This is a genomic window from Herbaspirillum sp. CAH-3, assembly GCF_009668275.1.
Taxonomy (GTDB): domain Bacteria; phylum Pseudomonadota; class Gammaproteobacteria; order Burkholderiales; family Burkholderiaceae_D; genus Herbaspirillum; species Herbaspirillum aquaticum.
Window position 1 is genome coordinate 84735 of the sequence record NZ_VSWE01000003.1, and the last position, 25179, is coordinate 109913.

Consider the following 25179-nt stretch of genomic DNA (forward strand, 5'->3'; position numbering starts at 1 on the left):
CATTCACTCGGCCAGCAGGGTTTCGATATCGGAAATCATTTCCTCGGGACGCGTCTGCGGTGCATAGCGCTTGAAGACGGTGCCGTCACGGCGGACCAGGAACTTGGTGAAATTCCATTTGATGGCCTTGCTGCCCAAGAGGCCCGGCGCTTCCTTCTTCAGGTACTGGTAAAGCGGATCAGCCTGTTCGCCATTGACATCGATCTTGGCAAAGAGCGGAAAGCTCACCCCGTAATTCTTTTCACAGAAGGCCCCGATCTCCTCGGCATTGCCCGGCTCCTGCGCCCCGAACTGGTTGCAGGGGAAGCCCATCACTTCCAGCCCGCGCGCGTGGAACTGGCGATGGATGGCTTCCAGGCCGTTGTATTGCGGGGTGAAGCCGCACTTGCTGGCGGTATTGACGATGAGCAGCACCTTGCCGCGCAGCTGTTCGAGCGGGAAGGGCGTCTGGTCGGCCAGCCTGGGCTGGAAATCGTAGAGAGTGGTCATGGATCATTCCTTGGCGCATGCAGCGATGTGGCCGCCATTCTAAACCGCAGCGGGTGGGCTTGCTTGGGGCTCGCGCTGCGGCCATCAGCCGGTCATGCCCTGTGCGCGTGCCGTCGCCACGCTGATGCGTCCCTGCTGGACCAGGCCGGCGAGGCTCCCCTGCAGCGTCTGCATGCCCTGCGCGGCACCGGCCTGCATGGCCGAGAGCAGCTGCGCGCTGCGTCCTTCGCGGATCAGGTTGCGCACAGCCGGCGTGGCCACCAGCACCTCATGGGCGGCCACGCGTGCGGCGCCGTCGGCGGCCGGCAGCAGGACCTGGGCGATCACGCCCTGCAGGGCCTCGGCCAGCAGGGCGCGTGCGGTGTCCTTCTCGCCTTCGGCGAAGGCGTCGATGATGCGGTCCACTGCCCGTGCGGCCGAGGCTGCATGCAGCGTGGCCAGCACGAGGTGGCCGGTCTCGGCGGCCGTCAGTGCCAGGCGGATGGTTTCCGTATCACGCAGCTCGCCCACCAGCAGGACATCGGGATCTTCGCGCAGTGCCGCCCGCAGGGCCTGCGCGAAGCCGGCCACGTGGGTGCCGATCTCGCGCTGGCTGACCAGGGCGCGACAGGGCGCGTGCAGGTATTCGATCGGATCTTCAAGCGTGAGGATGTGGACCGGGCGCGTCTCATTGATGAGCCGCACCATCGCCGCCAGGGTGCTGCTCTTGCCCGAGCCGGTCGGCCCGCTCACCAGCACCAGGCCGTGCGCTCGCATGGCCAGTTCGGCGCAGGCGCCGGGTGCACCCAGCTCAGGCAGCGCCGGCGGCTCCTGGCGCAAAGGGCGGATGGCGGCGGCCGGGCCGCGTTGCTGGTGGAAGGCGTGGATGCGGAAGCGGCCCAGTCCCGGCAGCGCCAGGGCGAAGTCGCAGTCGGCGCCGGCGCAGTAGCGTGGCTGCAGGGGCGCGGGCATCACCGCCAGCAGGGACTGCTGCAGGTGAGGGCCGTCCAGCGGTTGCAGGTTGACGCGGCGTATCGCCCCGTGGACCCGCAACAGGGGCGCAAGCCCCGCACAAAGATGCAGATCGGAAGCCTGATTCCTGACGGCAAATGCCAGTAGGGTGGCAATGTCCATTTATAATCCCGGCAAGGTTGGACCAACAATATCGTTATCTCCCTGCAGGCTGCCCCTTCCGGCTCCCGGATTATGTCGTCAATCGCTCAACACTTGCAACACGTGCAACAACAGATCGCCCAGGCCGCCGGCCAGGCCGGGCGGGCGCCGTCCTCGGTGCAACTGCTGGCCGTTTCCAAGACGTTCGGACCGGAGGCGGTGGCCGAAGCAGTGGCCGCCGGCCAGCGTGCCTTCGGAGAAAATTATTTGCAGGAAGCGCTCGACAAGATCGCCGCGCTCCCCGCCCTGGTGCCGGATACGCCACTGGAATGGCATTTCATCGGCCCCATCCAGAGCAACAAGACCCGGCCCATCGCCGAGCACTTCGATTGGGTGCATTCGGTGGACCGTCTCAAGATCGCCCAGCGCCTGTCGGAACAGCGGCCCGAGGAACTGGGGCCGCTCAACATCTGTCTGCAGGTCAACATCAGCGCCGAAGCCAGCAAGAGCGGCCTGAGCCCGGAGGAATTGCCCGAGGTCGCGGCCCAGGTGGCGCAACTGCCCCGGCTGCGCTTGCGTGGCCTGATGGCGATCCCGGCGCCCAGCGACGAGATGAAGCAACAGCGCGCCGCCTTTGCGGCGGTTCGCGGCCTGTATGAACAATTGCGCGCCGGTGGACTGCCCATGGACACTCTGTCCATGGGCATGTCGGCCGACCTGGAGGCGGCGGTGGCCGAAGGGGCCACCATCGTGCGGGTTGGCAGCGCCATCTTCGGGGCGCGGCATTACGCGTGACGGTGGCGCGACGGGGCCGGGAATGGCCCCTATGAAGTTTTGAACCCAACGGCAACAGCCTCAAACAAAGACACAAGGAGCGGAAGTGAAGATAGCGTTCATCGGCGGCGGCAACATGGCAGCGGCATTGATCGGCGGCCTGGCCGGCAAGGTCGCCGCAGCAGAAGACATCCACGTGGTCGATCTCAATGCCGATGCGCTGCAGGCGCTCAAGGACAAGTTTGGCGTGGCCACCGCGCAATCCATCGATGGCGCCATCGCCAACGTGGATGTGGTGGTGCTGGCAGTCAAGCCGCAGCAGATGCGCGAGGTGGTGGCCAGCTTGAAGCCCTTCATCGGGGCCCAGCTGATCGTCTCGATTGCCGCCGGCATCCGCATGGTGGACCTGTCGCGCTGGCTCGACGGCCACCAGGCCATCGTACGTGCCATGCCCAACACCCCGGCCTTGATCGGCAAGGGCATCTCCGGCGTGGTGCCGCATGCGCAGGTCTCGACCCTGCAGCGCGCGCAGGCCGATTCCATCCTCAAGGCCGTGGGCGAGACCCTGTGGCTGGACAGCGAAGAAAAGCTGGATGCCGTCACCGCCGTCTCGGGCAGCGGCCCGGCCTACGTGTTCTACTTCCTCGAAGCGATGGAGCAGGCGGCGGCCCAGTTGGGCCTGTCGCCGGAAGACGGCCTGCAACTGGCCAAGGCGACCTTCGCCGGTGCTACCGAACTGGCGCGCCGCTCCGAAGAGTCCGTGGCCACGCTGCGTGAACGCGTCACCTCCAAGGGTGGCACCACCTATGCCGCGCTGACCAGCCTGGAGCAATCGGGGGTCAAGGGCGCCATCGTGCAGGCCCTGCAAGCCGCCGCCCATCGCAGCAAGGAGCTGGGCGACGAGTTCGGCAAGGCCTGATGGGACAGGCTTACCGCTTCCTCGGCCTGCTGGCGGCCTTGCCGCTGGCCAGCGTGCTGATGCTCTCCGGCTGCGCCTCTACGGCTGACAGCGACGGTTATTACACGGTCAAGCGCGGCGACACGCTCTACAGCATCGGCCGCGACTTCGACCAGAGTCCGGCCAACCTGCGCACCTGGAACCGCCTGCGCAATCCCGATGACCTTGAAGTCGGCCAGCGCATCCTGGTGCGCCCGCCGGCTGGTGTGGTGGCCCGTACCGGTGCCGGGCAGACGCCGCGTGCATCCGCCTCTTCCGGGGCCGACACCACGCCGCGCAAGAATGCCGGCAAGCCCGCCGCCAAGCCTGCACCCAAGGCGCAGGACGATGACGACGCACCGGCCCCGGCCGATGCCAAGCTGGACTGGATGTGGCCCACGCAGGGCAAGTCCGCGCCCAGCGCCGACAGCTACAAGAAGGGCATCGACATCGCCGGCACCCAGGGCCAGACGGTGGTGGCTGCTGCAGCGGGCAAGGTCACCTATGCCGGTCACGGCATCCGCGGCTACGGCAACATGGTGATCATCAAGCACACGCCGCAGCTGCTGTCGGTGTATGCGCACAATGCGACGATCACGGTCAAGGAAGGCCAGATGGTCACGCGCGGCCAGCAGATCGCCACCATGGGCAACAGCGACACCAACAAGGTCAAGCTGTATTTCGAAATCCGCCGCAACGGCAAGCCGGTCAACGTGATGGCGCTGCTGCCGGCGCGTTGAGGCTGACGGAGACGCAGGCACGTTGCCGGCTTCAATCCCATCAAGAATCAGGAATCCACATGGCCAAACTGGAAGATATCGTACGCCGGCAGAAGACCGGCGCCACCTTCGTTATCAGCGCACAGATGCTGCAGATGACCCCACGCGACTTCGATGCGTTAGCCCAGGTCTGGGACGACGAGGGCGGCCCCGGCTTCAACGTGGCCGGGGTGCCGTTTCGGGTGGTGGTGGAAGGGGAGTTCCTCATCAGCCGGGTGACGGTGGTGAGGACGACGGCTGAGGTGTGAAAGAAGCTCAGCCCTTGCGCTGCAAGCGATATACCACCGTATCCAGCGCCTGCAATCCGCGCTCCAGGAACTTGGGTTCCTTCTCCAGGATATCGCGCCGGTCGATGGCCACGGCGTCGCTATGGGGCGCGTACAGGCGCAGCACTTCTTCTTCGGCTACCGAGAACGGCGGCCCTTCCATTTTTTCCTGATCGTATTCCAGCGTGATCAAGAGGCTGCGTGCCTGCGCTGGCAGCCGTCCATAGATCTCTTCCACGTAGCGCGCACGCATGTCCGGGGGCAGGGCGATGAGGGCGGCGCGGTCATAGGCGCCGGCACAGTTGGCCAGGGTGGCATCCTCCAGCGCGAAGATGTCGCCGCAGATCAGTTCGATCTGTCCCGCCACGTAATGGCGGCCCTGCGCGCTTTCATGCACCACCGGGGACAGCTGGTGTTCGCTGAAGAACTGGGTGATGGCCAGTTCCGACAACTCCACCCCCAGCACGCGATGGCCCTGTTCGGCCAGCCACAGCATGTCCAGCGACTTGCCGCACAGGGGTACCAGCACCGTGCTGCCGGCCGGCAGCGCCAGTTGCGGCCAGTATTTCTGCAGCAGCGGCGTCACCCGCGACTGGTGAAAATGCGTGCGTCCGTCGCGCCAGCGTTCGAGCCAAAATTCCGCTTTCATCCCGTTTCCTTTGAGTTTACGCCAGGCAGACGCAGTGCCCGGCATGCATCAATGCATTGGCGCATCAGCGCATCAGGTAATCGAGCGCGACACCGGCGAAGATCGCCGCGCCCAGCCAGTTGTTGTTGTTGAAGGCCGCGAAGCAGCGCATGCGGTCGCGTTCGCGGATCAGGGTGTAGTGATACACGGCAAAGCCGCAAGCCACCAGCATGCCCGCCGCAAACCACAGGCCCAGTCCGTATTGCAGGCCCACCACCCAGATCAGCGCCAGTGCCACCACGTAGCACAGCATGATGGCCGCGACATCGTAGCGGCCAAACGTGATGGCCGAGGTCTTGATGCCGATCTTGAGATCGTCGTCGCGGTCCACCATCGCATACTCGGTGTCATAGGCCACCGCCCAGAAGATGTTGGCCACCAGCAGCACCCAGGCCGCCAGCGGCACGCTGCCGGTCACGCTGGCAAATCCCATCGGAATGCCGAAGCCGAAGGCAATGCCCAGGTAAGCCTGGGGAATGGCGAAGAAACGCTTGAAATACGGATAGCTGCCCGCGATGATCACGGCCGCCACCGACAGTTGCAGCGTGAGCGCATTGAGCGGCAGGATCAGCAGGAAGGACACCAGCGCCAATACGCCCGCCACCATCAGCGCTTCCCACGATTTGATCTTGCCGGAGGTGAGGGGCCGCTGTTCGGTACGCTTGACGTGCCGGTCGAAGTCGCGGTCGGCATAGTCGTTGATGGCGCAGCCGGCCGAACGCATCAGTACCGTGCCCAGCACGTAGATCACCAGGATGCGCCAGTCGGGAACGCCGCCCGAGGCCAGCCATAGTGCAATGAGCGTGGGCCACAGCAAGAGCAGGATGCCGATGGGTTTGTGGGCGCGCACCAGCAGCGCGTAAAGCCTGAGCCTGTCCATGGAATGTCCGCAAAATCGAAAGTCCGCATTATAATTCGCGTCGCCGTTCCCGCACTGTCGTGCTTTTCAACGTTCGCTCTGCGGATGAGCTGACAAAGCGCTGACAGGGAGGGCGGTTCAGCCACACCCCAGCAGAACTTATAAAAACGAATTCTTATTTTCCGAGACATCCCCGGGTTTCGTGCTGCACGGCCACATGCATTTCTTTTGCCCAAAGCCGGCAGTGCGGCTAATGTAACGCGGCTGTCATGGAGCGTTGTTAGCATCAAAACCCCTTTTTTCGAGAGGTCCCCTCTGATGAACATGATGAAAACGCTGATCGCGACCGGTGTCCTGGCGACGATCACTTCCTCTGCCTTCGCTGCAACCGAGATCACCTGGTGGCATTCCATGACCGGCGCCCTGGGCGAACGCGTCAATGCCCTGGCCGACGACTTCAACAAGACCCAGGGCGATTACAAGATCGTGCCGGTCTACAAGGGGACCTACGACGAATCGATGTCGGCTGCCATCGCCGCCTATCGTGCCGGCAATGCGCCCAGCATCCTGCAGGTGTTCGAAGTGGGCACGGCCACCATGATCTACGCCAAGGGCGCGGTCAAGCCGGTGTATGAAGTGATGCAGCAGGCCGGCGAGAAGTTCGACCAGAACGCCTACGTGCCTGCAGTGGCCGGTTACTACTCGACCCCGAAGGGCATGATGTCTTTCCCCTTCAACAGCTCCACCACCATCATGTTCTACAACAAGGACATGTTCGCCAAGGCTGGCCTGGATCCCGAAAAGCCGCCCGTCACCTGGCAGGAATTCGTCGGCATGGCTGCCAAGATCAAGGCCAGCGGTGCATCGTGTGCTTACACCACGACCTGGCAATCCTGGGTGCATTTGGAATCGTTTTCAACCTGGCACAACGTTGAGCTGGCCACCAAGAACAACGGCTTCGGCGGCCTCGATGCGCGCCTGAAGATGAACAGCCCCCTGCACGTGCGCCACATCGAAAACCTGTCCAACTGGGCCAAGCAGGGCTACTTCACCTATGCTGGCCGCAAGGACGAAGGCAATGCCAAGTTCAATGCAGGCGAGTGCGCCATCATCACCGGCTCATCCTCGGCCTATGCGGATATCCGCAAGAACGCCAAGTTCAAGTTCGGCGTGGCCACCCTGCCGTATTACAACGACGTGCAGGGCGCACCGCAGAACACCGTCATCGGCGGTGCCTCGCTGTGGGTCATGAACGGCAAGAAGGGCGACGAGTACAAGGGCGTGGCCAAGTTCTTCAGCTACCTCTCCAAGCCGGAAGTGGCCGCCAAGTGGCACCAGGACACCGGCTACCTGCCGGTGACCAAGGCCGCTTACGAGCTGACCAAGAGCTCCGGTTTCTATGAGCGCAATCCGGGCACCGACGTGGCCGTCAAGCAGATGATCGTCAAGACCACCGAGAAGTCGCGCGGCCTGCGCCTGGGCAACTACGCCCAGGTCCGTACCGTCTTCGACGAGGAACTGGAAAACGTCTGGACCGGCAAGAAGACCGCCAAGGAAGCCCTGGACTCCGCCGTCAAGCGCGGCGACGAATTGCTGGCCCGCTTCGAGAAGGCCAACAAGGGCAACCAGTAAGCCTCATCAGCAACACCTCCCGTCCCGCCTGAACGCGGTGACGGGGCAGGAACCGGCGGTGTGCTCCGTGATCGCGGAGAGCAGCGCCGGCTTCCGTTTTGGGATGTCAGGAAGCTGACATCCGCTTTTCGATTCATTCAACTTCTGCGGCCGGGCGATCCCCGGCTGGAACGATCGTGGAAAAACGCGCGCGATTCACTTCAAAGTGGTTGCCCTATCTGCTGGTGGCACCGCAGATCATCATCACTTTGCTGTTCTTTTTCTGGCCGGCCATCCAGGCTTTATATCAGTCGATGCTGCTGCAGGATGCCTTTGGCGGCTATTCCGAATTTGTCTGGTTCGACAATTTCAAGACGCTCTTTGCCGATCCGACCTATCTTGAATCCTTCCGCACCACGGCGCTCTTCTCGGCGCTGGTGGCCTTCTTCGGGCTGGCGCTCTCGCTGCTGCTGGCGGTCTTCGCCGACCGCGTGCGCCGTGGCGCCTCGGTCTACAAGACCTTCCTGATCTGGCCTTATGCGGTCTCGCCGGTGGTGGTGGGGGTGCTGTGGATGTTCCTGCTGAGTCCCTCGCTGGGCATCCTCTCGCACGTGCTGGCCTGGCTGGGTTTGCCGTGGGACTACATGATCAATGGCACCCACGCGATGATCCTCATCGTCATTGCCGCCATCTGGAAACAGATCAGCTACAACTTCCTGTTCTTCCTGGCCGGCCTGCAATCGATTCCCAAGTCGCTCATCGAAGCGGCGGCCATCGACGGTGCGGGGCCGGTCAAGCGCTTCTTCACCATCGTCTTCCCGCTGATCTCGCCGACCACGTTCTTCCTCTTCGTGGTCAATGTGGTCTATGCCTTCTTCGATACCTTCGTCATCGTCGATGCCACCACCCACGGCGGTCCCGGCAAGGATACCGAGATCCTGGTCTACAAGGTCTTCACCGATGGCTTCAAGGGCGGCGACCTGGGCGGCTCGGCGGCGCAATCGGTGGTGCTCATGGCACTGGTGATCCTGCTGACCGTGGTGCAGTTCAAGTACGTTGAAAAGAAGGTGCAATACGCATGAAGCCCATCACCATGAACGCTTTCCTGATCCTCCCCGCTGCAGAGGTGGCCGCATGATCGAACGCCGTCCCGTCCTCGATTTCCTCAGCCACGTGGTGCTGGTGCTGGGGGTGCTGATCGTCTTCTTCCCGCTGTATGTGGCCTTCGTGGCCAGCACGCAGACCGCCGAGCAGTCGGCCCTGTCGCCGCTGTCGCTGGTGCCGGGCGGGGAATTCATCAACAACTACAGCGCCGTGCTCTTCAAGGGGGCGGCCGGGCAGGTGACTGCACCGCCCGTGCTCAACATGCTGTGGGTGAGCCTGGTCACGGCGCTCATCATCGCCATCGGCAAGATCTCCATTTCCATGCTGTCGGCCTTCGCCATCGTGTATTTCCGCTTCCCGGGGCGGGGGCTGTTCTTCTGGATGATCTTCGTCACGCTGATGCTGCCGGTGGAAGTGCGTATCACGCCGACCTACCAGGTCGTGTCAGACCTGGGCATGCTCAACAGCTATGCGGGCTTGAGCGTCCCGCTGATTGCCTCGGCGACCGCCACCTTCCTGTTCCGCCAGTTCTTCCTGACGGTGCCCGATGAACTGGCCGAAGCCGCGCGCATCGACGGGGCCGGGCCACTGCGCTTCCTCAAGGATGTGCTGTGGCCGCTGTCGCGCACCAATGTCATTGCGCTGTTCGTGATCATGTTCATCTATGGCTGGAACCAGTACCTGTGGCCGCTCATCATCGCCACCGACACCAGCATGTATCCCATCGGCATCGGCATCAAGACGCTCATCTCCGGCGGCGATTCGGCGGTGGAGTGGAACCTGGTGATGGCCACCATGATCCTGGCCATGCTGCCGCCCGGGCTGGTGGTGGTGGTGATGCAGAAATGGTTCGTCAAGGGCCTGGTCGATTCCGAGAAATAATTTATATCATTCTGACAGTTAGAGACTGACAAACATGGCAGCAATCCATCTCAAGCAAGTCCGCAAGACCTATGGTGCCGGTGCCAAGGCGGTCGACGTGATCCATGGCATCGATGCCGATATCGCCGATGGCGAATTCATCGTCATGGTGGGCCCCTCGGGCTGCGGCAAGTCCACGCTGCTGCGCATGGTCGCAGGGCTGGAGGAGGTCAGCGGCGGACAGGTCGTCATCGGTGATCGCGTGGTCAATGACCTGGAACCCAAGGAGCGCGACATCGCCATGGTGTTCCAGAACTATGCGCTCTATCCGCACATGACGGTGTACCAGAACATGGCGTATGGCCTGAAGATCCAGGGTCTTTCCAAGACCGAGATCGACGAGCGCGTACAGCGTGCCGCCGCCATCCTGGAACTGGGCGCGCTGCTGGAACGCACCCCGCGCCAGCTGTCCGGCGGCCAGCGCCAGCGTGTGGCCATGGGCCGCGCCATCGTGCGCAAACCGGCCGTGTTCCTCTTCGACGAACCGCTCTCCAACCTGGATGCCAAGCTGCGTGTGCAGATGCGGCTGGAAATCCAGAAGCTGCATGCCAGCCTGCGTACCACCAGCCTGTATGTGACGCACGACCAGGTCGAGGCCATGACCCTGGGCCAGCGCATGATCGTGATGAATCGCGGTGTGGCCGAACAGATCGGTACCCCGGCTGAAGTCTATGCCCGCCCGGCCACCACGTTCGTGGCCAGCTTCATCGGTTCGCCGCCGATGAATTTGCTGCAGGGCAGGCTGTCGGCTGACGGTGCCAGCTTCGAGGCCGGCAAGGGCGAGGCCACCGCCACCGTGCGACTGCCGCAGCCGTTGCCCGCTGGGGCCGGCCAGGAGCGCATCCTGGGCGTGCGGCCGGAACACCTGCTGCCCATCCTCGACGGCTCGGCTGCGCAGCTGTCACTGGACGTGGAGCTGGTCGAAGCGCTGGGTGCCGAATTGCTGGTGCATGCGCGCTGCGGCGAACAGTCGCTGGTACTGCGTTGCCCGGCCAATGTGCCGGTCAGTACCGGTCAGCGCATCGGCGCATCCTTCGGGGCGGGGGATGTGCATTGGTTTGATGTGAAGAGTACGCATCGCATCACCTGAGTGCGAACACGTCGTACTGGCAGAAATGACACGGGCCTCGCAATTGCGAGGCCCGTTTTCTTTGCAAGCTTACGCAGGGATCAAGCCGCGTTGGCCGACTCTTCGGTGAGCATCTCCACCCCATTGAGCTTGCACGCCAGCACCGCCTGATGCACGGCATCGATGGCGGCCTGCCGCGTAAAGCTCTTGCGCCAGGCAATGACCACGCGGCGCGAGGGGGCCGGAGCCACGAAGGGTACATAGCGCACCATGCCATCGCGCGTATCGGCATCGGGAATGGAGGCGCGCGGCAGCACGGTCACGCCAATGCCGGAGGACACCATGTGGCGGATGGTCTCCAGCGATGAGCCTTCGAACGTGCGGGCGATGCCATCACCATTGGTGGAGAAGCGCGACATCTCGGGACAGACTTCCAGCACCTGGTCGCGGAAGCAGTGGCCATTGCCCAGCAGCAGCATGGTTTCGCTCTTGAGTTCGCGCGCATCGATTTCCTTGCGCTCGGCCCACTTGTGCTGGCGCGGCAGCGCCACCATGAATTCCTCATCGTAGAGCGGCATCACGTTCAGTCCGTGCTCGGGGAAGGGCAGGGCCATGATGGCCGCATCGAGCTCTCCTTGGCGCAGCAGTTCGATCAGGCGCGTGGTGAAATTCTCCTGCAGGATCAGCGGCATCTGCGGCACGCGCTCTATCATGGTCTTGACCAGCGACGGCAGCAGGTAGGGGCCGATCGTGTAGATGATGCCCAGGCGCAAGGGGCCCGAGAGCGGATCCTTGTTCTGGTTGGCGATTTCCTTGATGGCGGCGGTCTGCTCCAGCACGCGTTCGGCCTGGGCCACGATCTGCGCGCCCAGCGGAGTGACCGAGACCTCGGTGCCGCCGCGTTCGAAGATGACCACGCCCAGCTCATCTTCCAGTTTCTTGATGGCCACCGACAGCGTGGGCTGGGCGACGAAACAAGCTTCTGCTGCATGGCCGAAATGCTTTTCCCGCGCGACGGCCACGATGTATTTGAGTTCTGTAAGTGTCATGCTGTTATGCCGGAATCGTTTTCGGGACTATAGCGTATTTTCGACCGGCTGGTTCTGTGCGGCATCATGGCGCTTTCCCGCCCGTTGGCGCAGGATGGAGGCGCATGCGCCCTGGCCGGGCGGCCTTGAGCGGCGTTGTTATCGGCCTGTCATGTCTTGGTCACAATGGGCAGGTATGTTGTCACGCACTTTTCGGGCGAAGGGGAGTGCAGCGTTCGCCACTTTATCTTGGATACGAGGACATGATGGATAAGGAAGAACTGGTCAAGCGCGTCCACCGCGAACTGGCCGACAGCTACGACGAAGAAATGGAACTGGAGCTGGAAGACCGCACCGTCGATCCGGTCACCGGCGAATTTGCCAGCGCCCACGGCAGCGAGGAAAAGGAATACCGCCGCCTGTATTTCCGCGAACTGTTCCGCCTGCAGGGCGAACTGGTCAAGCTGCAGGACTGGGTGGTGCAGACCGGCCACAAGGTGGTGATCGTCTTCGAGGGGCGCGACGCGGCCGGCAAGGGCGGCGTCATCAAGCGCATCACCCAGCGCCTGAACCCGCGCGTGGCCCGCGTGGCGGCGCTGCCGGCACCCAACGATCGCGAACGCACGCAATGGTATTTCCAGCGCTACGTGTCGCACCTGCCGGCGGCCGGCGAGATCGTGCTGTTTGACCGCAGCTGGTACAACCGCGCGGGCGTGGAGCGCGTGATGGGTTTCTGTACCGATGAGCAATACGAGGAATTCTTCCGCTCGGTGCCCGAGTTCGAACGCATGCTCACCCGTGCCGGCATCCAGGTCATCAAGTACTGGTTCTCGATCACCGATGAAGAGCAGCATCTGCGCTTCCTCTCGCGCATCCATGATCCGCTCAAGCAGTGGAAGCTCAGCCCCATGGACCTGGAATCGCGCCGCCGCTGGGAGGAATACACCAAGGCCAAGGAAGTGATGCTGGAGCGCACCCATATTCCGGAAGCGCCGTGGTGGGTGGTGCAGGCAGTGGACAAGAAGAAGGCCCGCCTCAACTGCATCCATCACCTGCTGCAGCAGATGCCGTATGCCGAAGTGCCGCATCCGCCGGTCCTGTTGCCCGAGCGCGAGCGCCATGAGGACTACGAACGCCATCCGGTGCCCGATTCGATGATCGTGCCGGAATACTACTGATTGGCCCGGCGGGGCGCCTCAACGAAAATGGCCGGAGACTGGGCTCCGGCCATTTGCATTTTTTTCTGGAGGGCAGGACGGCATATGCCGCCTGCCCGCCGGATGGGCTGTCAGTCTTCAGTCGAAGTACTTGGAAATGACTTCGCCGAAAGCCTGTTCAGCCGACATGCCATTGAGCATCAGCTTGCTGATCTCATCGGAATGCTGGTTGATTTCATCGGGCAGCATGTGGCGATTGGCCTTGAAGTAGGCGTACTTCTCGCCATCGACCGCTTCACGTGCGCGCGCTGCGGCGGTGGTCGGGCGGGCGGTGCCGGCGGCGCTGCGCGCCGAGGAGGCACGTGCCGAACGGGGCGTGCTGCGGGTGCCGCTGCCGCCGGTGGCGACGATGCGCTTGATCTGGTCGAGGGTGAAGATGGGGGTCACGTTGCCGGGACCGAACTCGGTTTCCTCGGCACGGTGCAGGTGGTGGTTGCCATCGAAGGCCATCTTCTTGTCGAAGCTGTTGATGACTTCATAGTGCGGCTTTTGCACCGAACCGAACATGCTGAAATGGACGCGGTCGCCGTAGGAGGTCATCTGGGTAATCACGCCGTTGAGGAATTCGGCCTTGATCGCCTCGACATTGCCATGCCAGCGTTTGGTTTTGCTTGAACTCAAAATAACTCTTCCAATGATGCAGGCGCGGCCTGGTGTCGATGCTCTTGCCATCGATGCGGCTGTCGCCGCCAAGGTCGCGCGAATTAAAAACGGGGGGATAGAAGCAATATTATCCTCCTCCGCGCGTCTTCTTGCATGCCTGTGGCGGACTTTTTCTTCATCTGGCTGTTTCTGCTCCCTGCCGATGAGCCATTTTGGGCAGGATTTACGAGGTTTTTCGCAGAAATTGCTTGAAAAGCATGTCTCAAGCCTTCATATGTTTGCTTTCCGGCAAGCCTCGGCCGGCCTCCGCAGTCCCGGGCGATGCGTCCTCTTTCAAAGGTTTTCCATGCGCCGTAGTCTCTTCTCGCTGTTGACCGTCCTCGGCCTGCTGGCCGCCCTGCATGCCTGGATAGGCTGGCAATTGCTGCCGGCACTGACCACCCACGCGGGCTGGATCACGCTGGGTGCAGCGGTGTTGCTGCTGTCCTTCCTGCTGATGCCGGTAGCGTTGGCCGTGCCCTACCTCAAGCGGCGCGGCCTGTCGGAAACCGCTGCTGACCGCGTGGCCTGGGCCGGCATGCTGGCCATGGGAGCATTTTCCTCGGCGCTGCTGCTGACGCTGTTGCGCGCGCTGGCGCTGGTTGCGCTGCCCTGGCTGCACCTGCCGGCCATCCAGCAGCACGAGATGGTGGAACTGAGCGCCTGGCTGGTGCTGGCCTTGACCGCAGCGGCCACCGTCATCGGCTATCTCAATGCCCGCCGCACCGCTGCGGTGGTGGAGGTCAGCGTACCCATCGCCAACCTGCCCGCGGCGCTGGAGGGATTCACCATTGTCCAGATCAGCGACATCCACGTCGGCCCCACCATCAAGGCGCCCTATCTGCAGGCCATCGTCGACAAGGTCAACGCCCTGCAGCCCGACGTGGTGGCCATCACCGGCGACCTGGTCGACGGCAGCGTGCGCCAGCTGGCCCCGCACACCGCACCGCTGGCCCAACTGCGGGCGCGGCACGGTGCCTACTTCGTCACCGGCAATCACGAGTACTACTCCAATGCTCACGAATGGATCGATGAAGTCCGCCGCCTGGGCGTGACCGTGCTGATGAATGAACATGTGGTCCTGCGCCATGAAGGGGCAGGGCTGGTGCTGGCGGGGGTGACGGACTACACCGCGCATCATTTCGACGAAGGCCATCGCAGCGATCCGCACGCCGCCATTGCCGATGCGCCCGGCGGCCATCCGCGCGTGCTGCTGGCCCACCAGCCGCGCAGCGCCACGGCCGCCGTCGAGGCCGGTTTCGACCTGCAACTGTCGGGGCATACGCATGGGGGGCAGTTCTTCCCGTGGAATTTCTTCGTGCCGCTGCAACAGCCCTATGTCGCCGGCCTCAAGCGCCTGCAGGGACTGTGGATCTACGTCAGCCGCGGCACCGGCTACTGGGGACCGCCCAAGCGGCTGCTGGCGCCTTCCGAAATCACGCGCGTGCGCCTGACCACGGGCTCAACGCAGTCATGATTCGTCCAGCCGGGCCAGCCGGCGCATGGCTTGCGGCGGTTGGCCGAACAGCCGCAGGCAGGCGCGGCGCATGCGCTCGGCATCGCCAAAGCCGGTGGCACGGGCGATGCTCTCCAGGCTGTCCTGGGATTGTTCGATGCGCAGCCGCGCCGCTTCCGCGCGCATTTGTTCGATGGCGCGCGCCGGGGTCTGGCCGGTCTCGGCCACAAAGCTGCGATCGAACTGGCGGCGACTGAGGCAGGCCACGTCGGCCAAGGTGTCGACGGTGACTTCCTGATGCAGATGCGTGCGCGCAAAACTGAGTGCGCGGCGGATGCGCTCCGAGCCCCCATCCATCTCCTGCAGGGCCGAGAATTGCGATTGCCCGCCGGGACGGCGGTGATACACCACCAGTTCGCGCGCCACCGATTTGGCCAGTTCCGCGCCGTGATCTTCCTCGATCAGGGCCAGCGCCAGGTCGATCCCGGCGGAAATCCCGGCCGAGGTCCACACCTTGCCATCGCAGCAATAGATGCGGTCGCTGTCCACCTTTACCTGCGGATGCATCTGCTGCAGCTTGGCCGCCATGCGCCAATGCGTGGTGGCGCGCTTGCCATCGAGCAGGCCCGCCGCCGCCAGCACGAAGGCCCCGGTGCACACGCCCGCGATGCGGCGCGAACGGCTGGCTGCGCGCAGCACGTAGCGGCGCAGCGCCTCGGACACCAGCCCCTCGCGCGGAGCACCGCCACCGGCGACCACCACGGTATCGAAGGTGGCGCGGCCGATGCGCTCAGTCTGGATCATCGCCCCGGCCGAACTGCGGATCAGGCCGCCCGGCTCGGAGTGCAGCGTGATCCGGTAGAGCGCGCGTTCGCTCACGCGGTTGGCGGCATCGAAGGCCGACAGCGGACCGGTGAAGTCGAGCATGCTGCAATCGGCAAAAATGAGGAAGGCGATGTCGCGCGCGGGCATGGTGCAGAAAACGTCAAATGGCTGGCAATGCCGGAATTATGACATTCAAGCCATGAGGCTGCACGCCACACTGAAAGGCCTGATTCCTACCGGAGACCGCCTTGTCCACGCTATCCGCTTCTCCCGCCAGCATCGCCGGCACTCCCCCAGCCCATCGCTGGAAGGTCCTGGCCGCAGGCGTTGCCGCCAATGCCAGCTTCTCGGCCGTGTTCTCCGGCATCCCGGTGACTTCGCTGGTACTGCGCAGCGACTATCACCTGAGCAATGCGCAATTGGGCCTGGCACTGGGCTTGCTGAGCCTGGGCGTGGCCCTGGGCGAACTGCCCTGGGGTGTACTGACTGATCGCCTGGGCGACCGCAAGGTGCTGCTGGCCGGACTGCTGGGGACCAGCGCTGCGCTGTGCCTGTTGATGGCGATGGCGCGGCCGGGGCAGGGCGTATCGCCCTTTGTATGGTTATGCGTCGGCCTGACGCTGGCCGGATTGCTGGGCGGCAGCGTCAACGGCGCCAGCGGACGCGCCATCATGGCCTGGTTCGCCGAGGGCGAGCGTGGTCTGGCCATGAGCATCCGCCAGACGGCGGTGCCGCTGGGCGGCGGCATCGGCGCCTTGCTCTTGCCCACGTTGGCAGCGCGCGCCGGGTTCGGTGCGGTGTATGGCTTGCTGATGGCACTTTGCCTGGCCAGCGTCGCGCTGGTGTTGCTCTGGCTGCGCGAGCCGCACAAGGCAACGCACGCGCACGCGGCATCCCCGGTTGCGATGCCGGCCCTGCGCAGTCCGCTGGTCTGGAGACTGGCACTGGGCACCGGCTTGCTGTGCGCGCCGCAGGTGGCGCTGATCAGCTTCGGCGGCATCTTCCTGCATGAAGCGGGGCAGGCCGGTCTGCTCCTCATCAGTGTGCTGCTCACGCTGGTGCAAGTGGGTGCGGCGGTGGCGCGCATCGCCAGTGGCCGCTGGACCGACCGGCGCGGCCAGCGTCGTCCCTATCTGCGCGCTTGCGCATTGGGCAGTGCACTGCTGTTCCTGCTGCTGGGCGTGTCTTCACTCGACGCACTCTCCGTATCACTGCCCTGGCTGGGCGGGTTCCTGGTCGTGGCCGGCGTGGTGGTCTCCGCATGGCATGGCGTGGCCTATACCGAACTGGCCGTGGCTGCCGGTCCGGCCCAGGTCGGCACGGCGCTGGGATTGGGCAACAGCTGCGTCTTCGGTGTCTTCTTCCTCACTGCCCAGGTCGTCCCGCTGCTGCTGCACTGGCACGGCTGGCCCGCCGTGTGGATCGGTACGGCAGCGGCGGCCTTGCTGGTGTGGCCGTTGTTTCCACCCGCGCGCAAGTCACCGGCATCAAGCTGATCCGGGAAAAGGACCGGTCTTAGACGACCGGTCTAATTTTCCGTTAGAATGGGCCGCATGCGAGAACACTACGACCACAACAAGCGCCACATCCTGCAAGCCGGCCATGCGCTCATCGCGCAGAAGGGCTACACCGGCGTCGGCCTGGCCGAGATCCTGGCGGCTGCGCAGATTCCCAAGGGTTCCTTCTATCACTACTTCGGATCGAAGGAACAATATGGCCGCGAACTGATCGAGCATTATGTGGCCGGCTACCTGGAACGATTGGATCACGTCCTGTCCGACCATCGCCAGGGCGACAGTGCCCGCGAGCGCCTGCTGACCTACTGGGGTTACTGGCTGGAAAGCCAGTGCTGCGAGGAAGCCGAGCAGCGCTGCCTGGTGGTCAAGCTCTCGGCCGAAGTGGCCGACCTCTCCGACGACATGCGCCAGGTATTGCACGGCGGCACGCAGCGCTTCATCGAACGCATTGCCGCCTGCATCGAGGAGGGCATCGCCGAAGGCTCGCTGCACACCGTGCTGCAACCGCTGGCCACGGCCACCATGCTGTACCAGCAGTGGCTGGGCGCCAGCCTGCTGTCCAAGCTGGGCCGCGACCGTGCGCCGATGGAAGCGGCCATGCTGGTCACGCGCCACGTGCTGGTGGCACCGCAGTAATCACGACTGATCTGATAGTTTCGATGGCGCCCTGCGCCTCCCGATGAACCGAATACGGAAAGGATTTCCATGACCCCATTGCCCAAGACCAATCGCCGCATCGTCCTCGCCTCGCGTCCCGCTGCCGCCCCCACCGCCGAGAATTTCCGCCTGGAAGAAGTGGCCATCCCGGAACTACAGGAAGGCCAGATGCTGCTGCGCGGTGAGTGGCTCTCGCTGGACCCCTACATGCGCGGCCGCATGAGCGATGCCCCTTCCTACGCACCGCCGGTGGAAATCGACGGTGTCATGACCGGCGGCGTGGTCTCGCGCGTGGTCAGCTCGCGCCATCCCGATTTCAAGGAAGGCGACCTGGTCATGGCCTACACCGGCTGGCAGGAATACGCCATCTCCGACGGCAGCGGCGCCAACAAGCTGCCCGCCGACTTCGCCCATCCCTCGCATGCGCTGGGCGTGCTGGGCATGCCCGGCTACACCGCCTATGCCGGCCTGATCGACATCGGCCAGCCGCGCGCAGGCGAAACGGTGGTCGTGGCCGCCGCCACCGGCGCGGTCGGTTCGCTGGTCGGCCAGATCGCCAAGCAGCGGGGCTGCCACGTGGTCGGTATCGCCGGTGGCGCGCAGAAGTGTGAATCGGCGGTCAAGGAACTGGGCTTCGATGCCTGTATCGACCACCGTGCACCTGACTTCGCCGAGCAATTGAAAGCGGCCTGCCCGCGCGGCATCGACGTCTATTTCGAAAACGTCGGCGGTGCCGTGCTCGATGCCGTCATCCCGCTGCTCAACATCCACGCCCGCGTGCCGGTGTGCGGCCTGATCGCCCATTACAACGGCGGCAGCCTGGCCACCGAGAGCAGCGCCATCCTGCGCCGCCTGCTGACGCAGCGCATCCGCGTGCAGGGCTTCATCATCTTCGACTACTACGTCAACCGCCCCGACCTGTATGCCGCCTTCCAGAAGGAAGTCGGCACCTGGCTCAAGGAAGGCAAGCTGCGCTACCGCGAAGACGTGGTGCATGGCCTGGAGAAAGCCCCCGAGGCCTTCATGGGCCTGCTGCAAGGCAAGAACTTCGGCAAGCTGGTAGTGAAGCTGGACTAAGTCCGCGCACCGAACACAGCAAGCCTTTTCCGGGGAAGCTACCCGGCCACCGGCACGGCCTCCAAGGGCCGTGCCGACTCGACAAGGATTCCTGCATGATCCCGTTTTCCGTCCTCGACCTGTCCCCCATCAACCAGGGCAGCACTGCCGCCCACGCCTTCCACAACAGCAAGGAGCTGGCGCAGCGCGCCGAGGCCCTGGGCTACAAGCGCTACTGGCTGGCCGAGCACCACAACATGCCCGGCATCGCCAGCGCTGCCACGGCCCTGGTGATCTCGCACGTGGCGGCCAATACCAAGACCATCCGCGTCGGCTCCGGCGGCATCATGCTGCCCAACCACTCGCCGCTGGTCATCGCCGAGCAGTTCGGCACGCTGGAGTCGCTCTATCCCGGCCGCATCGACCTGGGCCTGGGCCGCGCGCCCGGTTCCGACCAGCGCACCGCGCGCGCCCTGCGCCGCCATATGGGTGGGGATACGGCAGAGAACTTCCCGCAGGACGTCATCGAACTGCAGGAATATTTTGATGAGCCTTCGGACTACCAGAACCTGCGCGCCGTTCCGGGCAGCGGCCTGAAAGTGCCGATCTGGCTGCTGGGTTCCAGCATGTTCAGCGCGCAGCTGGCGGCCGAACTCGGTTTGCCGTTCGCCTTCGCTTCGCACTTTGCACCGGGCTTCATGAAGTCGGCCGTGCAGATCTACCGCGAGCGCTTCAAGCCGTCGGCGACCTTGAAGAAACCTTACGTGATGCTGGCCCTGAACGTCTTCGCCGCCGATACCCAGCGCGAAGCCGAGCGCCTCTTCACCTCGCTGCAGCAGCAGTTCCTCAATCTCATCCGTGGCACGCCCGGGCAGTTGCGCCCGCCGGTGGATGACATCGATGCACTGTGGCAGCCCGGAGAACAGGCCCACGTAGAGCGCTCGCTGTCCTGTGCCGTGGTCGGTGACCGCGAGACCGTGGAAGAAGGCCTGCAAGCCTTCATCGATGAACATGCGCCCGATGAGCTCATCATCACCGCGCAGATCTACGATCACGCGGCCCGCCTGCATTCCTTCGAGATTGCAGCGCAGGCACGCGAGGCATTGAAGGAGCCGGTCACGATCTGACCGATGCTGGCCACGTAAAAATGGCGGCAGGGACTTCGGTCCCTGCCGCCATTTTTTCATCCCTGCGAGGTGATGTGGATGATGCGGGTGATGCGGGTGATGACCTTATTCCATCCCCAGCATCCGCGCCAGGCTGTTGCCGCTCTTTTCGCTCACCAGATGGATGTGTTCCTCCAGCGAGACCAGATGCGCTTCCATGGCAGCGACTGCACCCTCGCTGTCACCGCGTTCGATCAGGTCGACGATATGCGTGTGTTCATCATGCTCGCAGGCGGCATACCCGGCCGGCTCATGCAGGGCCACGATCAGCGAGCAGCGTGACACCAGTTCGCCCAGGTAGCGCTGCAGCGTGGCATTGCGCGACAGCTCGGCCACCCGCATGTGGAAGGACGAGGCCAGGCGCGCCCAGTGGGTCTGCGCATAGCTGTGCATGACCTGGTGCTCTTCCTTCAACTGGCGGCGCAGCTTGGCGAGGTCGGCGCGGGTAGCGTTGCGCACGGCCAGGCGCATGATGGCGCCTTCCAGTGCGCGCCGTGCCTCGAAGATCTCGCGCGTCTCTTCCGGCGTGGGCATGGCCACCACGGCGCCACGATTGGGCCGCAACTCGACGATGTGCTCGTGCGCCAGTTTCTGCAGCGCCTTCTGTACCACCGTGCGGCCCACGCCGAACAGTTCGCACAGCGCCGCCTCCGGCAGCTTGGTGCCGGGGGTGAGGCGCTGGCTCATCACGCTGTCGAAGACGGTCTGGTAGATGCGCACGATGATGTCTTCGCCCGCTTCGCCTTCCAGGACCAGGGGCGCGGTATCGGCCAGGTCATCGTGCCGCACGCGCGGACGCCCGGCGCGGCTCTGGCGGGCCGGTGCTGGTTTGGTGGCGTGCTCCTGGGACTTGCCAGTGCGGGAAGACGGCTTGGCCGTCTTGCGGGGAGAGAGGTCGCTCATCGTCTAGTCATAGGGTGGATCGTGCCCGGCCTCACTGCGCTGCCTGCAGGCTGCGCCACAGGCGCGTTGCCAGCCCGATCAGGGCCAGGTCGCTGCCGGCCGGGCCGAGCAATGATACGCCGATCGGCAGTCCGGCGGGAGTGGTGAAGGGCATGCTCACCTGCGGCAAGCCCGCCAGTCCGGCCACGCAGGTCAGGCGGAAGGTGCGCGCACGCACCTGGTCGATCTCGGCCGCGCTGGCATCGCGCAGGGGCGCCACGCTGGAGGCCGAAGGAATCACCGCGACCCCGTCGGCCCCCAGCAGCGAACGCACGCGATGCCGGACCAGGTCCTGCTTCTCGCGCGCGGCGCGGGCAGTCTCGGCGCTGATGTCGCGTGCCATGTCCCAGCGCGCCTGCACTGCCGGACCGAACAGCGGACGTGTTGCCGCGATCCACGCGCCATGGCATTGCCAGGCATCGAAGGCGGACGCCTGGATATAGGCCTGGCGCCATTTCTCCAGTTCGCCTTCCTCGCCCGACAGGCGCATGTGCTGGCCGGGCAGTTCGCTGCGCAGCGCATCGTAGACCCGGTGGAGCGCCGGATGGAAGTCGGCATCGGCCAGTTCCAGCATGTCGAAGGGCAGCAGCACCTGGCGCAAGGGCAGCGTGCCGGTCTTGGGCAACAGGACCTGGCCGACGCGCTCGAAGGTGTCGGCGTCATGGGCCAGCCAGGTCGCCGTATCGAAGCTGGGACACAGCGGTGCCATGCTGGCCGTGGAGAGCAGGCCGAAGCTGGTGCGCAAGCCCCACACGCCGCAATAGCTGGCCGGCACGCGGGTCGAGCCGCCGGTATCGGTGCCCAGCGCGAAGTCGCACAGGCGCGCCGCCACCGCAGCAGCCGAACCACTGGAGGAACCGCCCGGCACGCGGTCCGGTGCGGCGCTGTTGACCGGCGTGCCGTAGTGATGGTTGTCGCCGTGGATGCTGTAGGCCAGTTCATCGGTCACGGTCTTGCCGGCCAGGGTGGCACCGGCCTGCAGCAATTGGTCCACCAGCGCATTGCTGCGCGTGGGCACGGGATGGCTGCGCAGCCAGTCCGGGTTGCCGGCGCCGGTGGGGTGGCCGGCCACGTCGAACAAGTCCTTGGCCGCGAAGCGCAACCCGGCCAGCGGGCCGCTGGCAGCGCCCGGCAGGGTGAAGCGGCCATGCGGCACGAAGGCGCCCACGTGGTCATTGATCTCGAAGGCGGTGGTGCGGTTGGCCGTGGCCTGGGCAGTGCTCAATTCATTCTCCTGGTGCGTCATGCCGGCTCAGAATGGCTGGCGTAATTGTTCGAGGCTGTCCACGTGGTCGCAGATGGCGCCGGGTGTGGTGAACCAGATTTCGCCGCGATCGCGTGCCGCCGCCAGGTGCTGCAGGGCGGTGCGCAGGTGGCGCAGGCGATAGGGCTGGCCGACCAGGTAGGGATGCAGGGCAATGCCCATCACCAGTGGCTGGCGCAGCGCCTGTTCGCGCATCTCGTCGAAGTTGTCCACGATCATGCGGGCGAAGTCGCGGCCATCCATCTGGCGCGCCACGATCATGGGGATGTCGTTCAATTCCTGCGGATAGGGAATCGACCACAGCGTCTCGCCGGTACGGGTGCGCATGCGCACCGGCTGGTCGTCATGGGCCCAGTTGAGGTTGTAGCGATAGCCGGTTTCCTGCAGCAGGTCGGGCGTGACCAGGCTCTCCGAAATCCAGGGCGAGAGCCAGCCCGTGGCCTGCACGCCGCTCTCGGCCTGGATGCGGCTGCGGCAGTGGCGCAGCAGGGCGGCTTCGGCCTCCTCATCGAGCGTGCCTTGCTGGTGCGCATTGGTGTGGCCATGGCCGATCAGTTCATCGCCGCGCGCGGCGAACGCTTCCACCAGCTCCGGGCAATGATCGTAGAGCGCGGTATTGATGAGCACGCCGGCCGGCAGGCCGAGTTGCTCGAACAATTCCAGGCAGCGCCAGGCACCGACGCGGTTGCCATATTCCCGCCACGCGTAATTGAGCACATCCGGCTCCGGACAGACCGGTCCCAGCTTGGCCCCCAGGCCCTCCCCGAAGGCGAAGTGCTCGATGTTGAAGCCCAGGTACACCGCCAGCCTGGCGCCGTTGGGCCAGCAGTAATCGGGTCGGCGATGGATGGGCGAATAGCCGAAGCGGCCATGCGAGCGCAGCACCCCATAGGGGTTGCGTCCATCATCATGGCCCAGCGCCTCCTCGGCATTGGGCGGCAGGATCGTCGCTTGCATGCGGCCTCCTTACAGCTCGGCCAGGCCGGCGCGCACCAGCAGGCGTTCGGCACTGTCGTTCCACACATCCATCTGCACGATCAGGCCGTGGCGGATCACGTAGCGGTCCACGTAGCGATTGCCTTCGAAGGCCTCGCCGTCGGGCCACACGCCATACAGAGTGCCACGGTTGTAGACGATGGCCTGTTCGACCGTGGCACCGGCCACCACTTCGGTCCCCTCGAAACGCTTCTTGACCCAGCCATAGCGGGTGGCATTGAAGGCCGCGCACTGTGCCGGGTCGATCATTTCCCGGCCGCCGGTAAAGCGGATCTTCAGCTCCGGCGAGACGAAGCGGCGCGCGGCCACCGGGTCGGGAATCATCAGCACGCGCAGGTATTCGTCCACCAGGGCGGCCGGATCATAGGGCAGGGGAGGCAGGGCTGCACCCTGCGGGGTGATTGATGATGGTGCGGCGTGCATCATTTTCTCCATGGTTTGCACAAGTATTGTGCATTATTGAATGCAAGTTAAATATCCGATCAGCAGCAATATGAGGTATTTAATGCCGCCACTATTAGAGAGATATTGTCGGCAAAAATTAAGCCTTGCTGCTGCGCTTGGCATAGCCCTTGCATAAGTCATGCCGGGCAAAGCCACACTCACTTCTCGCAAACCTTTGGAGGCAACACCATGATTCGCCTGACCCGCCGTACCCTCATCGCCGCCGCAGCTGCCACCCTCGCCGCCGCCATGTCGCCGCTGGCAATGGCCGCCGACCCCATCAAGATCGGCCTGGTCACGGCCCTCTCCGGCCAGTCGGCGCAGGCCGGCGAAGCCTTGACGCGCGGCATGAGCATTGCCATCGACGAGATCAACGCCAAGGGCGGCCTGCTGGGCGGGCGCAAGCTGGAGCTGGTGCGCCGCGATGACGAAGGCAACCCGGCCAAGGGCGTGGTGGCCGCACGCGAACTGATCTTCAAGGAAAAGGTGGCCGTGCTCTTCGGTGGCCTGGATACGCCGGTCTCGATGGCCATCGTGCCCATCATCAACCAGGAGAAAGTGCCCTTCGTCGGTCCCTGGGCGGCCGGCACCGGCGTGACCAAGAATGGCGCCAATCCCAACTACGCTTTCCGCGTCTCGGCGGTGGATGAACTGGTGGACAAGGCCATGCTCAACTACGCCCAGAAGACCTTCAAGAGCAGCAAGGCCGGCCTGATCCTGGTCAACAACCCCTGGGGCGAATCCAATGAAAAAGGTATCGTCGCCGCGCTCGCCGAGAAGGGCTTGAAGCCGGCCGGTGTCGAGAAATTCGAAGCCAGCGACGTCGACGTGGTGCCGCAATTGAGCCGCCTGAAGGCGGCCGGTGCCGATACGTTGTACCTGGTGGGCAACGTCGGTCCCTCGGCCCAGGTGGTCAAGTCGCTCGACCGCATGGGCTGGAAGGTGCCGGTGGTCTCGCACTGGGGCCCGGCGGGTGGGCGCTTCACCGAGCTGGCCGGTCCGAATGCGAAGAACGTGCACTTCATCCAGACCTTCAGCTTCTTCGGCAAGCTCTCGCCGGTGGGCGAGAAGGTGGTGGCCGAACTGAAGGCCAAGTATCCCGCCATCAAGGGGCCGGATGACATCACCCCGGCCGTGGGCGTGGCCAATGCCTATGACGGCATGCAGCTGGCCGCACTGGCCATCGCCAAGGCCGGCTCCACCAATGGCGATGCGGTGCGCGAGGGCTTCTACAAGATCGACCGCTATGAAGGCCTCATCAAGACCTACGTCAAGCCCTTCAGCCCGACCGTGCATGATGCCCTGCAAGCCGATGACTACGTCTGGGCGCAATTCATCGACAACCGCATCCTGCCGGTTGGCCTGACCCAGTAATACCTT

26 protein-coding genes are annotated in these 25179 nt (G+C 64.4%); 15 read left to right on the forward strand and 11 right to left on the reverse strand.

What is annotated here, in order from left to right; translation table 11 throughout:
- Nucleotides 1–3 precede the first annotated feature (3 nt).
- The gene (locus FYB76_RS04800) at nt 4–489 is read right to left on the reverse strand and encodes a glutathione peroxidase (RefSeq protein ID WP_088755685.1); all 486 of its coding nucleotides are present in this window, start codon (nt 487–489) and stop codon (nt 4–6) included.
- 84 nt (nt 490–573) lie between these two features.
- Nucleotides 574–1602 carry a type IV pilus twitching motility protein PilT gene (locus FYB76_RS04805; RefSeq protein ID WP_154132858.1) on the reverse strand — a complete coding sequence of 343 codons (1029 nt, stop codon included), beginning with the start codon at nt 1600–1602 and terminating at the stop codon, nt 574–576.
- A gap of 72 nt (nt 1603–1674) precedes the next feature.
- Between FYB76_RS04805 and FYB76_RS04810 the strand changes: the two genes are divergently transcribed.
- From FYB76_RS04810 to FYB76_RS04825, 4 genes are all read left to right on the forward strand, one after another.
- The gene (locus FYB76_RS04810) at nt 1675–2376 is read left to right on the forward strand and encodes a YggS family pyridoxal phosphate-dependent enzyme (RefSeq protein WP_154132859.1); all 702 of its coding nucleotides are present in this window, start codon (nt 1675–1677) and stop codon (nt 2374–2376) included.
- 85 nt (nt 2377–2461) lie between these two features.
- Nucleotides 2462–3274, forward strand: a complete 813-nt coding sequence (gene proC, locus FYB76_RS04815; RefSeq protein WP_220406429.1) for a pyrroline-5-carboxylate reductase — start codon at nt 2462–2464, stop codon at nt 3272–3274.
- On the forward strand, nt 3274–4032 hold the full coding sequence (locus FYB76_RS04820) for a peptidoglycan DD-metalloendopeptidase family protein (protein WP_154132860.1): 759 nt from the start codon (nt 3274–3276) through the stop codon (nt 4030–4032). The genes proC and FYB76_RS04820 overlap by 1 nt, the downstream gene beginning before the upstream one ends.
- Before the next feature lie 59 nt (nt 4033–4091).
- Nucleotides 4092–4319 carry a hypothetical protein gene (locus FYB76_RS04825; RefSeq protein ID WP_088755680.1) on the forward strand — a complete coding sequence of 76 codons (228 nt, stop codon included), beginning with the start codon at nt 4092–4094 and terminating at the stop codon, nt 4317–4319.
- 7 nt (nt 4320–4326) lie between these two features.
- Here FYB76_RS04825 and FYB76_RS04830 read toward each other — a convergent pair whose 3' ends face one another.
- Nucleotides 4327–4986, reverse strand: a complete 660-nt coding sequence (locus tag FYB76_RS04830) for a thiopurine S-methyltransferase (protein ID WP_154132861.1) — start codon at nt 4984–4986, stop codon at nt 4327–4329.
- A 64-nt stretch (nt 4987–5050) separates the two neighbouring features.
- Nucleotides 5051–5905: a 4-hydroxybenzoate octaprenyltransferase gene (ubiA, locus tag FYB76_RS04835; RefSeq protein WP_088755678.1), complete on the reverse strand. Its 855-nt coding sequence runs from the start codon at nt 5903–5905 to the stop codon at nt 5051–5053.
- A gap of 297 nt (nt 5906–6202) precedes the next feature.
- Between ubiA and ugpB the strand changes: the two genes are divergently transcribed.
- From ugpB to FYB76_RS04855, 4 genes are all read left to right on the forward strand, one after another.
- Complete coding sequence (gene ugpB / locus FYB76_RS04840; RefSeq protein ID WP_088755677.1) at nt 6203–7516, forward strand: sn-glycerol-3-phosphate ABC transporter substrate-binding protein UgpB; 1314 nt, start codon at nt 6203–6205, stop codon at nt 7514–7516.
- Between the two features lie 176 nt (nt 7517–7692).
- Complete coding sequence (gene ugpA / locus FYB76_RS04845) at nt 7693–8577, forward strand: sn-glycerol-3-phosphate ABC transporter permease UgpA (RefSeq protein WP_088755676.1); 885 nt, start codon at nt 7693–7695, stop codon at nt 8575–8577.
- Nucleotides 8578–8629: 52 nt separating this feature from the next.
- Nucleotides 8630–9481, forward strand: coding sequence for a sn-glycerol-3-phosphate ABC transporter permease UgpE (gene ugpE / locus FYB76_RS04850; protein WP_088755675.1), 852 nt, complete (start codon nt 8630–8632; stop codon nt 9479–9481).
- Nucleotides 9482–9515: 34 nt separating this feature from the next.
- The gene (locus FYB76_RS04855; RefSeq protein ID WP_154132862.1) at nt 9516–10610 is read left to right on the forward strand and encodes a sn-glycerol-3-phosphate import ATP-binding protein UgpC; all 1095 of its coding nucleotides are present in this window, start codon (nt 9516–9518) and stop codon (nt 10608–10610) included.
- 80 nt (nt 10611–10690) lie between these two features.
- On the opposite strand, the gene FYB76_RS04860 is transcribed toward FYB76_RS04855, so the two are convergent.
- Nucleotides 10691–11638 carry a LysR substrate-binding domain-containing protein gene (locus tag FYB76_RS04860; protein ID WP_154132863.1) on the reverse strand — a complete coding sequence of 316 codons (948 nt, stop codon included), beginning with the start codon at nt 11636–11638 and terminating at the stop codon, nt 10691–10693.
- A 245-nt stretch (nt 11639–11883) separates the two neighbouring features.
- On the opposite strand from FYB76_RS04860, the gene ppk2 reads away from it, so the two are divergent.
- Complete coding sequence (gene ppk2, locus FYB76_RS04865) at nt 11884–12795, forward strand: polyphosphate kinase 2 (RefSeq protein ID WP_088755750.1); 912 nt, start codon at nt 11884–11886, stop codon at nt 12793–12795.
- 117 nt (nt 12796–12912) lie between these two features.
- Here the strand turns inward: ppk2 and FYB76_RS04870 are convergent, their stop codons facing one another.
- Entirely contained in the window at nt 12913–13455 is a 543-nt protein-coding gene (locus tag FYB76_RS04870; protein ID WP_145604539.1) for a hypothetical protein, read from the reverse strand.
- A gap of 328 nt (nt 13456–13783) precedes the next feature.
- Between FYB76_RS04870 and FYB76_RS04875 the strand changes: the two genes are divergently transcribed.
- On the forward strand, nt 13784–14953 hold the full coding sequence (locus FYB76_RS04875) for a metallophosphoesterase (protein ID WP_154132864.1): 1170 nt from the start codon (nt 13784–13786) through the stop codon (nt 14951–14953).
- Here the strand turns inward: FYB76_RS04875 and FYB76_RS04880 are convergent.
- Complete coding sequence (locus tag FYB76_RS04880; RefSeq protein WP_154132865.1) at nt 14948–15904, reverse strand: GlxA family transcriptional regulator; 957 nt, start codon at nt 15902–15904, stop codon at nt 14948–14950. The two genes, FYB76_RS04875 and FYB76_RS04880, sit on opposite strands and share 6 nt — an antisense overlap.
- A 101-nt stretch (nt 15905–16005) precedes the next feature.
- Here FYB76_RS04880 and FYB76_RS04885 point away from each other — a divergent pair, with 101 nt between their 5' ends.
- The 4 genes from FYB76_RS04885 to FYB76_RS04900 all read left to right on the forward strand — a co-directional run bounded on the left by FYB76_RS04885 (nt 16006) and on the right by FYB76_RS04900 (nt 20114).
- Nucleotides 16006–17253, forward strand: a complete 1248-nt coding sequence (locus FYB76_RS04885; RefSeq protein ID WP_154132866.1) for an MFS transporter — start codon at nt 16006–16008, stop codon at nt 17251–17253.
- A gap of 57 nt (nt 17254–17310) precedes the next feature.
- The gene (locus tag FYB76_RS04890) at nt 17311–17910 is read left to right on the forward strand and encodes a TetR/AcrR family transcriptional regulator (RefSeq protein WP_088755749.1); all 600 of its coding nucleotides are present in this window, start codon (nt 17311–17313) and stop codon (nt 17908–17910) included.
- Between the two features lie 69 nt (nt 17911–17979).
- Nucleotides 17980–19008 carry an NADP-dependent oxidoreductase gene (locus tag FYB76_RS04895; protein ID WP_154132867.1) on the forward strand — a complete coding sequence of 343 codons (1029 nt, stop codon included), beginning with the start codon at nt 17980–17982 and terminating at the stop codon, nt 19006–19008.
- Between the two features lie 95 nt (nt 19009–19103).
- A complete protein-coding gene (locus FYB76_RS04900; RefSeq protein ID WP_154132868.1) occupies nt 19104–20114 on the forward strand; it encodes an LLM class flavin-dependent oxidoreductase in 1011 nt (336 codons plus the stop codon).
- A 105-nt stretch (nt 20115–20219) separates the two neighbouring features.
- Here FYB76_RS04900 and FYB76_RS04905 read toward each other — a convergent pair whose 3' ends face one another.
- From FYB76_RS04905 to FYB76_RS04920, 4 genes are read right to left on the reverse strand one after another with little or no spacing between them, the layout of a single operon-like run.
- Nucleotides 20220–21056, reverse strand: coding sequence for a GntR family transcriptional regulator (locus FYB76_RS04905; protein WP_154132869.1), 837 nt, complete (start codon nt 21054–21056; stop codon nt 20220–20222).
- A gap of 31 nt (nt 21057–21087) precedes the next feature.
- Nucleotides 21088–22320, reverse strand: a complete 1233-nt coding sequence (locus tag FYB76_RS04910) for an amidase (RefSeq protein ID WP_229296876.1) — start codon at nt 22318–22320, stop codon at nt 21088–21090.
- A 27-nt stretch (nt 22321–22347) separates the two neighbouring features.
- Nucleotides 22348–23316 carry a polysaccharide deacetylase family protein gene (locus tag FYB76_RS04915; protein WP_187697681.1) on the reverse strand — a complete coding sequence of 323 codons (969 nt, stop codon included), beginning with the start codon at nt 23314–23316 and terminating at the stop codon, nt 22348–22350.
- A 9-nt stretch (nt 23317–23325) separates the two neighbouring features.
- Nucleotides 23326–23778, reverse strand: a complete 453-nt coding sequence (locus FYB76_RS04920) for a hypothetical protein (protein ID WP_088755664.1) — start codon at nt 23776–23778, stop codon at nt 23326–23328.
- Nucleotides 23779–23988: 210 nt separating this feature from the next.
- Here FYB76_RS04920 and FYB76_RS04925 point away from each other — a divergent pair, with 210 nt between their 5' ends.
- A complete protein-coding gene (locus FYB76_RS04925; RefSeq protein ID WP_088755663.1) occupies nt 23989–25173 on the forward strand; it encodes an ABC transporter substrate-binding protein in 1185 nt (394 codons plus the stop codon).
- Nucleotides 25174–25179 lie beyond the last annotated feature (6 nt).

Excerpts from the sequence above, each read along its gene's own strand:
- FYB76_RS04800 (WP_088755685.1), bottom strand. The coding sequence starts at position 489 with ATGACCACTCTCTACGATTTCCAGCCCAGGCTGGCCGACCAGACGCCC.
- FYB76_RS04805 (WP_154132858.1), bottom strand. The coding sequence starts at position 1,602 with ATGGACATTGCCACCCTACTGGCATTTGCCGTCAGGAATCAGGCTTCC.
- FYB76_RS04810 (WP_154132859.1), top strand. The coding sequence starts at position 1,675 with ATGTCGTCAATCGCTCAACACTTGCAACACGTGCAACAACAGATCGCC.
- FYB76_RS04820 (WP_154132860.1), top strand. The coding sequence starts at position 3,274 with ATGGGACAGGCTTACCGCTTCCTCGGCCTGCTGGCGGCCTTGCCGCTG.
- FYB76_RS04825 (WP_088755680.1), top strand. The coding sequence starts at position 4,092 with ATGGCCAAACTGGAAGATATCGTACGCCGGCAGAAGACCGGCGCCACC.
- FYB76_RS04830 (WP_154132861.1), bottom strand. The coding sequence starts at position 4,986 with ATGAAAGCGGAATTTTGGCTCGAACGCTGGCGCGACGGACGCACGCAT.
- ubiA (WP_088755678.1), bottom strand. The coding sequence starts at position 5,905 with ATGGACAGGCTCAGGCTTTACGCGCTGCTGGTGCGCGCCCACAAACCC.
- ugpB (WP_088755677.1), top strand. The coding sequence starts at position 6,203 with ATGAACATGATGAAAACGCTGATCGCGACCGGTGTCCTGGCGACGATC.
- ugpE (WP_088755675.1), top strand. The coding sequence starts at position 8,630 with ATGATCGAACGCCGTCCCGTCCTCGATTTCCTCAGCCACGTGGTGCTG.
- FYB76_RS04855 (WP_154132862.1), top strand. The coding sequence starts at position 9,516 with ATGGCAGCAATCCATCTCAAGCAAGTCCGCAAGACCTATGGTGCCGGT.
- FYB76_RS04860 (WP_154132863.1), bottom strand. The coding sequence starts at position 11,638 with ATGACACTTACAGAACTCAAATACATCGTGGCCGTCGCGCGGGAAAAG.
- ppk2 (WP_088755750.1), top strand. The coding sequence starts at position 11,884 with ATGGATAAGGAAGAACTGGTCAAGCGCGTCCACCGCGAACTGGCCGAC.
- FYB76_RS04875 (WP_154132864.1), top strand. The coding sequence starts at position 13,784 with ATGCGCCGTAGTCTCTTCTCGCTGTTGACCGTCCTCGGCCTGCTGGCC.
- FYB76_RS04880 (WP_154132865.1), bottom strand. The coding sequence starts at position 15,904 with ATGCCCGCGCGCGACATCGCCTTCCTCATTTTTGCCGATTGCAGCATG.
- FYB76_RS04890 (WP_088755749.1), top strand. The coding sequence starts at position 17,311 with ATGCGAGAACACTACGACCACAACAAGCGCCACATCCTGCAAGCCGGC.
- FYB76_RS04895 (WP_154132867.1), top strand. The coding sequence starts at position 17,980 with ATGACCCCATTGCCCAAGACCAATCGCCGCATCGTCCTCGCCTCGCGT.
- FYB76_RS04900 (WP_154132868.1), top strand. The coding sequence starts at position 19,104 with ATGATCCCGTTTTCCGTCCTCGACCTGTCCCCCATCAACCAGGGCAGC.
- FYB76_RS04905 (WP_154132869.1), bottom strand. The coding sequence starts at position 21,056 with ATGAGCGACCTCTCTCCCCGCAAGACGGCCAAGCCGTCTTCCCGCACT.
- FYB76_RS04915 (WP_187697681.1), bottom strand. The coding sequence starts at position 23,316 with ATGCAAGCGACGATCCTGCCGCCCAATGCCGAGGAGGCGCTGGGCCAT.
- FYB76_RS04920 (WP_088755664.1), bottom strand. The coding sequence starts at position 23,778 with ATGCACGCCGCACCATCATCAATCACCCCGCAGGGTGCAGCCCTGCCT.
- FYB76_RS04925 (WP_088755663.1), top strand. The coding sequence starts at position 23,989 with ATGATTCGCCTGACCCGCCGTACCCTCATCGCCGCCGCAGCTGCCACC.